Consider the following 13,387-nt stretch of genomic DNA (forward strand, 5'->3'; position numbering starts at 1 on the left):
AACATCAACACTAATATACTTTTTGTATTAGTTAGTCTCGTTCAAAGATAACTGCTGTTACTGTTTCTCAAGTACAATCACATAAAATTTAGAGTAACGCTAGAACAACTAAATTTATTCAATTAGGCTTTGCACTTTTTGTTTTTGTAATTAGTCTTGGACAAACAACATTAATTTTAACAAAAATGAAATCTCAAAAGAAATCCAGACAAACATTTTACATATAAGCTGAGTGTTTCCTCAAAAGTAATGGAAATGTTACCAAATTGTCCCTGTCCATTAACTAAACTGTAAACAAGCAATGTTATATTTATTACGGTCCTAGATCTACCAATCTCTAACGAATGACATAGTTGTAAACCCTAGCAAAAAGCCCGGTTTTCCTATTCCTAGATACCGGGCTTTTTGACGTTTGCTCTCACAATATGCAAACTTAATCAGTTTTTTTGCTTTTAATATCATCAAGTTCTCTTTAAGTTTTTCAAGTTCATTTTTGAGATCTAAATTTTGTAGCTTTGATCCATAAAGTCGTTCAAACAAACATCCTGATACCCAAGCCTGGTTGTCAAATCCAGCATCAAAAAAACTCAATTGTCACTTTTTCTAATTCAACTTTTTTCGCCAAGTGATTTCCCCTAAAATTCCTAAAATATGCACTGTATTATTTTTCCATCAAAAATGGTGGATTTCAAGAGGGAGGTAAAAATATTTTTTCTACTGTTCCAAAAAGTCTACCCCGCGAAACGAATTGTCTGATAATTTAAGAGGACGCAAGATTAATATTTTAGAGTGTCCCAAAAAGGTTGTTCCAAAACTTAAGCGGATAGGATACAATTTTGTAGTATAAGAGATTACATAAAAGGAAGGAAACGTCAATGAAGAAGAAGAAAAGAGTTATAACATTATTGTGTGTAGGGCTCACCATAGGGGCTATTGTATGGGTGGCTAGTGTGGCCCATGAACTTAAAAGTATGATTACAGATTTGAATATTGATTATTATGGTGATAACTATAAATCTAAATAGGAAATAAGGAAAGGCAGCATGAACAAGGTAGAGTAAGTGAAACATGGGGGGATGAAAATGATTTACGGATATGCTAGGGTCAGTTCCAAGGATCAGAATTTGGACACTCAGTTTGCAGCCCTTTCTAAATTCGGAGTCGATGAAATTGTACACGAAAAAATTTCTGGTGTATCCAAACAAAGACCAGAATTAGACAAGCTATTAGACAAGTTGGAATCTGGAGACACGATTGTAGTAATCCGGATGGACCTATTAGGAAGAAGCTCCAGACAGCTAATAGAATTGGTTGAGGATTTTGAAGCTAGGAATATTAATCTTGTGATTCTTGATATGAACATAGATACCAGGACGCCAACAGGAAAGTTCTTTTTAACAATCATGGCTGGCTTTGCTGAAATGGAAAGGACCATTTTAAAAGAGAAACAGCGGAATGGAATCGAGATTGCTAAGAGTAAAGGTGTTTATGAAGGAAGACCGAAGAAATACCACAAGAAACACGCTGGTCTTAAACACGCCATTGAGCTTTATAAATTGAACAAATACACGGTTAAAGAAATCACGGGAATGACTTCCGTCTCTAGATCTGCCTTGTATCGTGCTTTGAAGGAACAGGAAGAAAAGGAGCCGGTATTATAATGGACCATATTTGGAATGGTTTAAAAGAATGGGAAAGCATTTGGGAAGAACAGTTGCAAGCTGACAAGAATGGACCAGAGCATGAACATAAACAGCATAATCCTGTCTTCCCGACCAGTCGAACTGGATATTAACACTATGGGGCCTTGGGGCCTTAGCTCAGCTGGGAGAGTACCTGCTTTGCACGCAGGAGGTCAGCGGTTCGAATCCTCTAAGGCGCGTAAATGTAAAATTGGATAAAGATAACGAAAATAAGCCCACTCGTTAATGAGTAGGCTTTTATTGTTTTAATGCTGTAGCTTTAAAATAAAGTTTGATTAAAATCCTGTATTAATTAGAGTTTTTCTTTTTATGTTCTTACCGATGTTGTAAGGTAATGGTGAATAGATTGTGAATATTTTCACTTAAACTAACTGGGCAGTTTAGTTTAAGTGTAATAATTCACAATCTAAATTAATATTTTTAGTTAAAGACAATAAGTTAATGCATTTTCCTAACATAATTCTTATTCTTCACAAAAATCCACCCCACCATTAGGCAGGGGATTCAGGTTGTTTAACACCTACTAAAATTATTCAAATTCAATAAACATAATAAACACTTATATTCAGGAGTTAAGTGAGGTGACTGGACACAATCATTGGTTCTTTCGATACTCTGAAGGAGTACACTTTTTAATTTTCTTGAATGTTTTTGAAAATAGGAGTACATCATTATATCCCACTGAACGGGAAATATCCCCAATTTTAAGCGTAGAATCCGTTAGCAGAAAACATGCTTTCTCTATTCTTAAACTTAATAAAAACTCTTGCGGCGATTTATTGAGATATTGCTTAAATAAACGATGAAGATAGGAACGGTCAATTGAAATATATTTAGCGATATCATTTACTGTAATGTAATGCGTGTAATTTTGTTCAATAAAGAGTATCGCATCTTCGATATACTTTTGCTTTTTTACCTCAATGGTGACTCCACGATTCGGAAAGAGTTCACACAATATATATATAAATTCATAAAGCTTTGAAGTTAATAGCAAGTCCTTATTAGACGATAGCGTTGATGCCATTATGATACTATCCATACATTGGTTTAGTTTATTGTCATGATCGAACGTAAAAATCGGTTGATCCATAGATAAACTTGATCTGTTTAAATATTCCTTTGCTTTTACTCCACTGAAACCAATCCATTTATATTCCCATGGATCCTCAACATCTGCTTCATAATAAATTAAAATGTTTGGCTCAATTAAGAACGCTTCATTTTTTCCTAGATGATAGATTTTATCATGTACTTTAAAAATCCCTTTTCCTTTTAAAATATAGTGAATTATGTATCCGCTTCGTATCGCTGGACCATAAGAATATTTACTTATACAAGCTTCTCTACCGCATGTGTACAAATTTAGATCTAAATTGTTATGAGAAGGATTGGAAAAGTTTAAAATCATTGTGTCACCTCTAATTGAAAATGTTTGCAAGTTATCACATCGTTCCATATTCAGTCTACATAATACCATATTAATATCTAATTAAAACTATTAAAATGAACCCATAAGCATTAAGTGAAACAACATATTTCAATAAACAGTATAAGGTGGAGTTACACATTGTTTTCGTTGAAATAATTGATGCTTACTTATGTGGGGGAGGTCGTTATGACTATTTACATCGATGATGAACAACTTTTATTTCATTTGCAAGGAAAAAACACGAGTTATGTTATGCAGGTTATACGAGATGGCTATTTAGCTCACTTATATTGGGGGAAGAGTGTTCACAAATATCGCGGAAACAACAAAATTATCTTTATGGATCGAGTTTTTTCTCCTAATCCAGATGCGTCAGATCGAACATTTTCGCTAGATACGCTACCTCAGGAGTATCCGGCATATGGAAATGGTGACTTTAGAACTCCATCTTATCAAATACAATTAGAGAATGGCTCTACCGTGACCGACCTTCGTTATAAGGAATACCGAGTGAATAAAGGTAAGCCAAAATTGAAAGGGTTACCATCCACTTATGTAGAGGATGAAAATGAGACGGAAACACTAGAAATCATCATGGAAGATAAATTGCTGGGACTGACTGTTACGTTAACATATAGTTTGTATGAAGATCGAGATGTTATCACTAGATCTGTTCAGTTTGATAATCAAGGATCACAAAATTTAAAAATGCTTCGAGCGCTAAGTGCAAATGTTGATTTTCGTGATGATGAATATGAATTAATCACATTGTATGGTGCTCATAGTAATGAGAAAAATATTGAGAGACGTAAAATTGTACCAGGGATTCAAATGGTTGATAGTTGCCGGGGAGCTAGCAGTCCTCAACAAGCGCCGTTTTTGGCATTAGTAAGAAAAGGGACTGATGAAGATCAAGGTGAAGTGTATGCGTTTAACCTTGTGTATAGCGGGAATTTTACAGCACAAGTTCAAGTGGATCCATATCGCAATACAAGAGTATCTATAGGGATTAATCCTTTCGATTTCTCATGGTTATTAGAGCCGGGGGAAACCTTTCAAACGCCTGAAATTGTAATGGTTTACACAGAAAAAGGATTAGGCGATATGTCCAGAATTTATCACGAATTGTATAGTAAAAGACTATGTCGTGGATTATTTCGGGACAAGGTACGTCCAATACTAATTAATAATTGGGAAGCCACTTATTTTGATTTTAATAAAGAAAAAATTGAACAAATTGCCAATGAAGCAAAACAAGTAGGAATAGAACTATTTGTATTAGATGATGGATGGTTTGGAAAACGTGATGACAGCAAAAGCTCGTTAGGGGATTGGGTAGTCAATCAACGTAAACTTCCGAATGGTTTAGTAGATCTTGCAAACCGCGTTCGTAATCTTGGTATGGAGTTTGGTTTATGGTTTGAACCTGAAATGGTTTCTATTGATAGTGAATTATATAGAAATCATCCAGATTGGTGTTTACATGTACCAGGTCGCCCACATACGTTAGGGCGAAATCAACTCATTTTGGATTTATCGAGGCAGGAAGTCTGTGATTACGTAATTAAAGCGTTGTCAGATATTTTATCGAGTGCTCCGATAACCTATGTAAAATGGGATATGAATCGTCATATGACGGATATAGGGTCAATAGCGTTACAACCCGAACGACAGCGTGAAACGGCTCACCGCTATATGTTAGGACTATACAAAATAATGGAAGAAATTACAACAAAATTTCCTAATATATTGTTTGAGAGTTGTTCGAGTGGTGGAGGTCGCTTTGACGCAGGGATGCTTTATTATATGCCGCAAACATGGACAAGCGATAACACAGATGCGATGTGTCGTTTGAAAATTCAATTTGGTACAAGCCTTGTTTATCCACCGATTACAATGGGGGCGCACGTTTCATCTGTCCCAAATCATCAAGTTGGAAGAATTACTTCACTTGAGACAAGAGGATATGTCGCCATGGCTGGGAATTTCGGTTATGAGCTAGACTTAACAAAGTTAACAGAGGAAGAAAAAGAAGTAGTTAAACAACAAATTGCTTTGTATAAAGAGATTCGACCACTTATTCAATTTGGTAGATTTTATAGAATATTTAATCCCTTTGATGGGAATGAAGCTGCATGGAACTTTGTTTCTGAAGATCGATCAGAAGTAGCAGCTAGTTATTTCAAAGTATTATCTCAACCAGCAGCTCCTCTTCGAACTATAAAACTTAAAGGGGTACATCCAGATTATGTTTATCAAAATGTTGAGACAGGAGAGTTGTTTGGAGGAGATGAGTTGATGAATGTTGGTATTACACTGCCAAGTATCAAGCAAGACTTTTTAAGTATGTTCTGGAGATTTAAAAAGCATAGTATCTAAAGCAGTACAAGTAAATAATATTTATGCCGTATTTTCTACCATACATGGTTACTCTGATCCATAATTATATATTTTAAAAATCTCCCATATTGTTAAAATTTAGGAACAGATTGAAGTAGTCTTATATGTTAATTTGCTTTTGTAAATTAAGCTATTAATAAGTTCCACATTTTTGTTATTTCCCTATTATGAGATTTTTTTATGGTGTTAAACTGTTTTGTAAAAAAGTAATTAAAGAATTTAAAATAGAACATTTTTGTAGGAGAGTGGGATGTTTTTTGAGGAATCCTTATAAAATGACCTATCATATAGAGCCAGGTAGGGGTTTGATGAATGATCCAAATGGTTTAATTTGGTTCAAAGGTAAGTATTATTTTTTCCACCAATGGAATCGTTTTGATATGAATCATCATTACAAAGAGTGGGGGTTGTTTACTTCAACTAATATGATTGATTGGACCAATCAGGGTTCTGCTATTCTTCCGGATAGAAAATTGGATCGAAATGGTGTTTATTCAGGTAGCAGTATAGAACATAATGGAGAGATGTATTTATTCTATACTGGAAACGTAAAAAAAAATGGGGAAAGAAAAAGCTATCAGTGCATTAGTACATCTAAAAATGGTCGGACTTTTATTAAAGAAGAAAGTGTAATTGAAACGCCCGCAGAGTTTACGGAACACCATCGAGATCCAAAAGTGTGGAGAGGTGAAAATAATTGGTGGATGGTTGTAGGTGCTCAAACGAAAGAGAGGAAAGGCGCGATTGCACTCTACTCTTCTTGTGACTTGTTGCATTGGAAATATGAGAATATTTTGTACGATCAACAGTTAGACAATATGTGTGAGTGCCCAGATTTATTTTCAATAAATGGTGAAACAGATATATTGCTTTGTTGTCCTCAAGTGAGACCAGAAATAGATGATGATTTAACAGGTGTTTCCAGTTATGCAGCGTTTATATCTGGAAAATTTGATGAAAAAACAAAAAAATTTCTACCAAAAGGTTCTTTAGAATTACTGGACTATGGATTTGATTTCTATGCACCTCAATCTTTTTCAGATCATAAAGGGAGACGAATTTTGGTGGGATGGATGTCTCGAATGTCTGAGATAGAGGAGTATTTATGCCCTACTAAACAATATGGTTATTTGCATTGTTTGACTTTACCACGTGTTGTAACATTGAAAAATGGAAAAATTCAACAACTACCTATTGAAGAAGTTAAACAACTGAGAAAACGTAAACAGAAATTCACATCTTCTCAAGGTCGTTTTGAATTAGAAAGTGGGCGATTTGAACTAGAGTTGAGTAGAAAAGATTGTTCTAGTGATTTTCATTTGTTTTTGAGAGATTGCTCAGTAGAGATTCATTATTATGGTAAGAAAAACGTATTGTCTGTCACGCGGGTGAATTGGGTAGCCAATAAAAAGGAAACGAAAGTAAAACAGGTTCAAAGCCTGTCACAAATGAGTATTTTTAGTGATAACTCCTCTATCGAAATATTTGTGAATGATGGAGAATGCGTTTTTTCATTAAGATACTTTACTGAGGAAGAGAATTTAAGTGTGAAATATGCCGGATTACAGCAAGAAGGAGAATTACTTTATTTCGCATTTTAGGAGATGAGAATATGGGGAATCAAGATTTAGCAAAAAAGATTATTGAATTGATTGGTGGGAAAGAAAATATTCATTCAGTTGCTCACTGTGCAACAAGATTGCGAATTATTATAGTTGACAAAGACAAGATAAATAGTGATGAAATTGAAAATCTGGATAAAGTAAAAGGGAGTTTTTTCAATTCTGGTCAGTTTCAGATTATCTTGGGAACTGGATTGGTAAACAAAGTATATGACGAGGTCATGATATTATTGGGTGATAATATTCAGAGTCAGTCTCCTATCAAAAAAGAAGGAAATCGCTTTCAACGTAGCGTTAGAATTTTTGGAGATGTTTTCGTTCCAATTATTCCGGTTCTGGTTGCGACTGGTTTATTTATGGGCTTAAGAGGTTTGCTTACACAAGAATCTGTTTTGGCATTGTTAGGTTTAACACCTGACAGTATTCCCAAAGAACTCTTATTGTTCACTCAGATCCTAACAGATACAGCTTTTGCCTTTTTACCAGCGTTAGTTTGTTGGTCAACGTTTAGGATCTTTGGAGGTAATCCAGTTTTAGGGATCGTACTAGGTTTAATGCTTGTAAACCCTGTTTTACCAAATGCTTATAAAGTAGGTCAACAGGCTGCAGACCCATTAGTGTTTTTTGGATTTATTAAGGTGGTAGGTTATCAAGGATCTGTTTTGCCGGCATTTATAACAGGAATTGTAGGAGCAAAAATTGAAAAATTCTTGAAAACAAAAATACCTGACTCCCTTGACCTTATTTTGACGCCATTTCTAACACTTCTTTTTGGTATTACTCTAGCATTATTTGTTATTGGACCTATTTTCCACGAAGTTGAACTGCTTGTCTTATATGCTGTTCAATTTTTATTGGAGTTACCGTTTGGAATCGGTGGCTTGATTTATGGAAGCTTTGGACAATTATTAGGTATTTTTGGTATTCATCATATATTGAATTTCTTGGAAATTAACATGCTTTCACAAACAGGTTGGAATATGCTAAATCCAATTGGAACTTGTGGTAATATGGCTCAAGCGGGTGCAGTCCTAGCAGTAGGGATCAAAACTTTTTCTCCAAAAATGAAACAAATAGCTTATCCAGCAAGTCTTTCTGCTACTTTAGGTATTACAGAACCAGCAGTCTTTGGGGTGAACCTTAGGTTGGTGAAACCTTTTGTTATGTCAATGATAGGTGGGGGAGTGGGAGGATTCTTAGCGTCTATCTTACAATTAAAAGCTACTGGAATGGCATTAACAGGTATTCCAGGAACCTTATTATACTTGAATAATCAATTGCCCCTTTATATTCTTGTAAACGTTGTCGCTTTCTCTGTGTCATTTGTTTTAACTTACACAATTGGTTACAAACCAGTCGAGACTGGGAATCAAAAACAAGTAAACAAAATATCAAATTCATCAATTATGCCACAGGTCGTAAATGTTAAAGACGAGAAGCTTTATGCACCAGTTACAGGAAAGGTCATGGATTTAAGCGAAGTCAATGATCCCGTTTTTTCCAAAAAATTGATGGGCGATGGCTTTGCAGTCACACCTAGTGACGGGCAGATTGTTGCTCCTGTTGCCGGCACTGTTTCAATGGTGCAAGGACATGCAGTTGGTTTGAACCGCACTGATGGCTTGGAAGTTCTCGTGCACTTGGGCATAGATACCGTTTCGCTGAAAGGCGCACCATTTTCTAACAAGGTCAAAGTTGGTGACTTTGTCAACGGAGGTGACCCGATTGTGATGGTTGACTGGAAGAAGGTTACCGACGCTGGTTTAGCAACAACGACTATGGTTGTGATAACGAATACCAACGACAAACTTGATAGCTTGGATTTTCACACAGGTGAAGCGACCGATGGAGCCTGCATCGGTGTTGCTAAGGCAAAATAGAGATCGTGTTCAACTTTCATACAAATAGTATTACCTGCTACATTAATAATTTTAATTTAGAATCAATTCATTATAATCAATTATAAGTAGAGCAATTTTAAAAGAATAATATTATACGTTATCTTAGTAAATTAAAGAAAATTATTATAGCCTCCGATGGCACCGGTACCATCGGAGGACTCATTTATTTGTTGATTCTTCATCCGTTAAAATTTTTGTAAACGATGGGGAAGAAGTGATTACCTCAAGGATTTTTCACCGTCAAAACAGTAGGGGAATTTTCTCTTTGCAATGAATGGGAGTGCTACGTTTAAAGTAGTAAAGTGGGATTATTAACAGGGGAATATTCAAGAAACGAGGTGTTATAATGGGAAGTTTATTTTCAATTGGTGAAGTTTTAATAGATTTTATTCCACTACAAAAAGGAAAAGCCTTAAAAGATGTTATATCTTTTGAGCGGGTTCCAGGCGGTGCTCCAGCAAATGTAGCTGCGACTGTTGCAAAATTTGGAGGAAATGCTGCATTGATTACCAAATTAGGAAGAGATAGTTTTGGAGATTTTCTTTTAGAACAACTGGCACAGGCAGGTGTTAATACCGATAAGATTTTAAGAACAAATGAGGCGAATACAGGTCTAGCTTTTGTGTCTTTACGTGAAAATGGTGAGCGTGATTTTTCGTTTTACCGTAATCCTTCTGCAGATTTATTGCTATCGGATACAGAAATAGAAGAAAATTGGTTCGACGAAGGTGACATATTACATTTTTGTTCTGTGGATTTAGTAGACAGCCGGATGAAACAAGCACATGTTAAAGCGATTCAATCAGCTAAGGCTCGTGGTGGAATTATTAGCTTTGATCCAGATGTGCGTTTACCTCTCTGGAATAGTCCGCAGGAATGCAGAGGTACTATTTTAGATTTTATACCAATATCACATGTAGTAAAAATCTCAGATGAGGAACTGGATTTTATTACTGGTATAGCAGATGAAAAGAAAGCAATCGAATCCTTGTTTACAGGGGATGTAAAGGTAGTTGTTTTTACAAAAGGCTCACAAGGTGCAGAACTCTATATACAGAATAAAAAATATACATCTATGGGATATCATGTTAAAGTAGAGGACACTACGGGTGCAGGAGATGCGTTTATTGGCGGATTTTTGTACCAACTGTTAAATAAGAATACAAATCAGCACAATTTAGTGGATGTTGTTAAAGAACACCATAAAGATATTCTTGCATTCGCAAATGCAAGCGGGGCGCTTACGACTACTGGAAAAGGGGCTATCTCTTCCGTTCCATCAAAAGAAGATATATTTTTGTTATTGGGTTAAAATCAAACTTTTAGTAGGTGGTAATTTTGCATATTTTTGATTACCGGCTGGAAAGAAAGTTTTCTGGATTTATATACAATTAACAAGAAGGAATGGAAAGTCAGAAAAATTCTGTTACAACCTCAGTTGGATATATAGAAATATAAGTGTTACTTAGTAGCTATTTTACACTTGGGAAAGATTGTGAAATATTACACTTAAATTAATGGGGGCTTATGTTAAAGATGGGATAGCTGCGGCGATCCCTTTTTCTTATTCAACTTTAAAAGCAGGTTAGTGGTAGAGGGATTTTAAACACAAACATACTTAGATTCTGTTTTTTGAAAAAAATGAGATCGTCCTGGAAGGACCTTTGTAAGCTCTCAGAATTACTAATATTATTTAGGATTGTCTGGCGGAAAAAGGTAAGACATACATTTATTACTTTATAGGGATATATAGATACACAAAAAGGTGCGCTCTAACGAGTGCACCTTTTGTTTTATGAATTGTATATTTCTCTGTTTAAATTCACAATATCCTTATGTGAAAATTCAACTTCTTTTTTTTCTGCAAGGAGCTCTGCAAACATTTCCATCACCTTATCCCGTAGTAATGGTGCTTTTTCTTTACTTGCCTTTTTCAACGCTTTCGTTAGTTCATCTTTTGTTAGCTCCGTACAGTAAGCAGGAGTTCCTGGCTGTTGTCTCCAAGAGTCACTTATAGAACCACTATCTACTGCGTCGAATCCTAGCTCGTTTACTACGTTCATGACTGCTTGTTTTTGTGATGTGGCATTACCAGCAACTGCCATCGCAATTCGTCCACTAGAATCTTCGGATGTTCCTTCATTTTCTAAAGTATGGGCTAATAAGTTGTTGAAAGCTTTAATGATAGGTCTGCCTAATTGATTTGAAACCCAAACACTTTCAACCATCCCGTTCTCGATTTCTTCAATTTGGCCGTCTCTAAAAGGATAATAATTTGAAGTATCTACAATGATTACTTCCTCCCCGACTTGATCGATAATGTTCCGAATGTTTGGCAGTGCTTTTATAGGGAGAGATAGTATAAGAACTTCAATATTTGTAATTGCATCCTCTACACGCACAGGTGTTCCAGCAAGCTCTTTTCCTTCTAAACGTTCAATTCCTCGTGCATCTGCAATCTTGACATTATGCCCGTTCTTAACTAATTTTTTAGAAATAATGGACCCAATTGGTCCTGCACCTATAATTCCAAATCGCATGATTGTTCCTCCTAAAGAATTTGTATATCAAAGAATAATTCCGCTAACGTTACACAATCATATTTTCAGCTGAATCATTCACCTCTTATCAAACTGTAAACAAAGCATCATATGTCTTTATAAACGTATTGAGTATTTTGGTTACATATACTAGAATATAATCATTTCTCATCTTTTTGAAGAAGGCAATAAAAATTGACATAGTACATTTTTTTGTACTTAACAGTAGAAAGCAGGTGAAATGGTGTCTAGATTATGTAAGGATGGATTTGACAAAAAGTGTATAAAGGAACAAAGAGAAGTATATGGTATCGCCTATACCCAAAACATACTTTCAGGCCGTTGGAAATATCTTATTCTTTGGTTTTTAAAGCCCACAGAGCGTCGTTATAGTGAAATCAAAGCTTTTTTAGGTGATATTTCACAAGGTTCTCTTACAAAGCAACTTCGAGAACTAGAAACAGATGGCTTAATTAACCGCATGGTTTATCCAGAGGTACCTCCTCGTGTTGAATATTCATTAACCTCAAAAGGGGAAGAATTCATTCCTATTATCGATTTGATGGAAGCGTTCGGAAAGAAGTTTGGGGAGCAAGCAGATTAAACCAAAACGGTCACATCTATCGTTTCCCCACAGAAATGAAAAATTAAATGGTGGATAAAGTAAAAGTTGTGGGGATGAGAAATCGTTCCAAAGGCAACTTTTTCTTTTACGATAAAAGTTTGTGAAGAAATGTACTTAAAGTAACGGAGTGCAAAAGTGAAAAAAGCAACCAATCTCGATGTACTTGTACTGCACCCCAAGAGTTAGAGCTGAATTCTGTCTTTTGGGGTGCTTTTCTATGGCTAAAAATACTTCCTATAAAATTCCTGTCGGATGCTTCCGCTTAATTGTGCATAAATCAGGGTAGTTTCACTTTTTTCGTGACCTAATAAGCTTTGAATAACATCGAGAGGTGCTCCATTATTCAATAAATGGGTCGCATAGCTGTGCCTCAGTTGGTGAGGATGAATGTCTTTGTTAATACCAGCACGGTTGGAAATCCGCTTAATTATGTATCGCATCGTGGCAATGCTCATTCGATGAGGATCGCGTTCCGTGACAAAGATAGCAGGATCCCTGTCTACACGACTATCCAGGTATCGTTTTAACCAAATTTCGCAGCGAATATTAAAATAGACCTCCCGTTCCTTATCGCCTTTACCTCTTATAACAGCAGACCGGTTCGACCAATTAATTCTACCTCTATCTAGGGTAACAACTTCTCCTATTCGGCATCCAGTGGCGAACATGAATTCAAACAGAGCCTTTTCCATTGGGGAACAACAGGCTTCCCGTAAATGTTCAATTTCCATTTCGGTCAAAAATTTAGGAATTCGTTTCCCAGTTTTAGGTTCTTTTATTTTAGCTGCTGGGTTTTTGGGAATATGCCCTTCTTCATGAGACCATCGAAATAATGATTTCATAAAACGAATTCGATGAGCCAAACTTGCAGGCTTGAGACTTTCACTTGATTTTGCTAAATAAGCTTTTAATTGATCCGTAGTGATCGTATCAAGTTGAACATCATTAAAAAAGCGTATAAGTAAGCCGGACTGTAGTTTATATGCTTTTAATGTTTGCGGCGAAAAGCCTTCAATACGTTTATCAGATTCATACGTTTCCCATGCTTGAGATAATAACAAGTTCATCTCTCCCCAAAAATTCTTTTTTCAGGAATTATTGACCTGTTTCTCGAAATTGAAACGGCGGTTCTTATTAAGCTAAAGGGGCAGCATTCCTGTAATG

At 35.7% G+C, this 13,387-nt stretch carries 12 protein-coding genes and 1 tRNA gene; 10 read left to right on the forward strand and 3 right to left on the reverse strand.

The annotated features are described in order from the left end of the window. The first annotated feature begins 875 nt into the window (after nucleotides 1–875). The 4 genes from COD92_RS31730 to COD92_RS01870 all read left to right on the forward strand — a co-directional run bounded on the left by COD92_RS31730 (nucleotide 876) and on the right by COD92_RS01870 (nucleotide 1,882). Nucleotides 876–1,025: a hypothetical protein gene (locus tag COD92_RS31730; protein ID WP_176541384.1), complete on the forward strand. Its 150-nt coding sequence runs from the start codon at nucleotides 876–878 to the stop codon at nucleotides 1,023–1,025. Between the two features lie 57 nt (nucleotides 1,026–1,082). After that, entirely contained in the window at nucleotides 1,083–1,661 is a 579-nt protein-coding gene (locus COD92_RS01865; protein ID WP_098532303.1) for a recombinase family protein, read from the forward strand. Next, nucleotides 1,661–1,795: a hypothetical protein gene (locus COD92_RS32580; RefSeq protein ID WP_255286785.1), complete on the forward strand. Its 135-nt coding sequence runs from the start codon at nucleotides 1,661–1,663 to the stop codon at nucleotides 1,793–1,795. The genes COD92_RS01865 and COD92_RS32580 overlap by 1 nt, the downstream gene beginning before the upstream one ends. A 15-nt stretch (nucleotides 1,796–1,810) precedes the next feature. After that, a tRNA-Ala gene (locus tag COD92_RS01870) sits at nucleotides 1,811–1,882 on the forward strand. 416 nt (nucleotides 1,883–2,298) lie between these two features. Here the strand turns inward: COD92_RS01870 and COD92_RS01875 are convergent. Beyond that, on the reverse strand, nucleotides 2,299–3,114 hold the full coding sequence (locus COD92_RS01875; RefSeq protein WP_098532305.1) for an AraC family transcriptional regulator: 816 nt from the start codon (nucleotides 3,112–3,114) through the stop codon (nucleotides 2,299–2,301). 207 nt (nucleotides 3,115–3,321) lie between these two features. On the opposite strand from COD92_RS01875, the gene COD92_RS01880 reads away from it, so the two are divergent. From COD92_RS01880 to COD92_RS01895, 5 genes are all read left to right on the forward strand, one after another. Next, nucleotides 3,322–5,514, forward strand: a complete 2,193-nt coding sequence (locus tag COD92_RS01880) for an alpha-galactosidase (RefSeq protein WP_098532306.1) — start codon at nucleotides 3,322–3,324, stop codon at nucleotides 5,512–5,514. 296 nt (nucleotides 5,515–5,810) lie between these two features. After that, on the forward strand, nucleotides 5,811–7,136 hold the full coding sequence (locus tag COD92_RS01885; protein ID WP_176541385.1) for a glycoside hydrolase family 32 protein: 1,326 nt from the start codon (nucleotides 5,811–5,813) through the stop codon (nucleotides 7,134–7,136). Nucleotides 7,137–7,147: 11 nt separating this feature from the next. After that, on the forward strand, nucleotides 7,148–9,037 hold the full coding sequence (locus COD92_RS01890; protein ID WP_098532308.1) for a PTS sucrose transporter subunit IIABC: 1,890 nt from the start codon (nucleotides 7,148–7,150) through the stop codon (nucleotides 9,035–9,037). Between the two features lie 211 nt (nucleotides 9,038–9,248). Then, the gene (locus COD92_RS32585) at nucleotides 9,249–9,332 is read left to right on the forward strand and encodes a GH32 C-terminal domain-containing protein (protein WP_235846611.1); all 84 of its coding nucleotides are present in this window, start codon (nucleotides 9,249–9,251) and stop codon (nucleotides 9,330–9,332) included. A 72-nt stretch (nucleotides 9,333–9,404) separates the two neighbouring features. Next, the gene (locus tag COD92_RS01895; RefSeq protein ID WP_098532309.1) at nucleotides 9,405–10,370 is read left to right on the forward strand and encodes a carbohydrate kinase family protein; all 966 of its coding nucleotides are present in this window, start codon (nucleotides 9,405–9,407) and stop codon (nucleotides 10,368–10,370) included. 481 nt (nucleotides 10,371–10,851) lie between these two features. On the opposite strand, the gene COD92_RS01900 is transcribed toward COD92_RS01895, so the two are convergent. After that, nucleotides 10,852–11,598 carry an NADPH-dependent F420 reductase gene (locus COD92_RS01900; RefSeq protein WP_098532310.1) on the reverse strand — a complete coding sequence of 249 codons (747 nt, stop codon included), beginning with the start codon at nucleotides 11,596–11,598 and terminating at the stop codon, nucleotides 10,852–10,854. A 244-nt stretch (nucleotides 11,599–11,842) separates the two neighbouring features. Between COD92_RS01900 and COD92_RS01905 the strand changes: the two genes are divergently transcribed. Next, nucleotides 11,843–12,202, forward strand: a complete 360-nt coding sequence (locus COD92_RS01905) for a winged helix-turn-helix transcriptional regulator (RefSeq protein WP_176541386.1) — start codon at nucleotides 11,843–11,845, stop codon at nucleotides 12,200–12,202. A gap of 242 nt (nucleotides 12,203–12,444) precedes the next feature. Here COD92_RS01905 and COD92_RS01910 read toward each other — a convergent pair whose 3' ends face one another. After that, entirely contained in the window at nucleotides 12,445–13,284 is an 840-nt protein-coding gene (locus tag COD92_RS01910; RefSeq protein WP_098532312.1) for a tyrosine-type recombinase/integrase, read from the reverse strand. Nucleotides 13,285–13,387 lie beyond the last annotated feature (103 nt).

It is taken from the genome of Bacillus sp. AFS037270 (assembly GCF_002585305.1).

Bases quoted from the DNA above. Each gene is read 5' to 3' on its own strand.
- COD92_RS01880 (WP_098532306.1), top strand. From the start codon at position 3,322: ATGACTATTTACATCGATGATGAACAACTTTTATTTCATTTGCAAGGA.
- COD92_RS31730 (WP_176541384.1), top strand. From the start codon at position 876: ATGAAGAAGAAGAAAAGAGTTATAACATTATTGTGTGTAGGGCTCACC.
- COD92_RS01865 (WP_098532303.1), top strand. From the start codon at position 1,083: ATGATTTACGGATATGCTAGGGTCAGTTCCAAGGATCAGAATTTGGAC.
- COD92_RS01900 (WP_098532310.1), bottom strand. From the start codon at position 11,598: ATGCGATTTGGAATTATAGGTGCAGGACCAATTGGGTCCATTATTTCT.
- COD92_RS01890 (WP_098532308.1), top strand. From the start codon at position 7,148: ATGGGGAATCAAGATTTAGCAAAAAAGATTATTGAATTGATTGGTGGG.
- COD92_RS32580 (WP_255286785.1), top strand. From the start codon at position 1,661: ATGGACCATATTTGGAATGGTTTAAAAGAATGGGAAAGCATTTGGGAA.
- COD92_RS01885 (WP_176541385.1), top strand. From the start codon at position 5,811: ATGACCTATCATATAGAGCCAGGTAGGGGTTTGATGAATGATCCAAAT.
- COD92_RS01875 (WP_098532305.1), bottom strand. From the start codon at position 3,114: ATGATTTTAAACTTTTCCAATCCTTCTCATAACAATTTAGATCTAAAT.
- COD92_RS01895 (WP_098532309.1), top strand. From the start codon at position 9,405: ATGGGAAGTTTATTTTCAATTGGTGAAGTTTTAATAGATTTTATTCCA.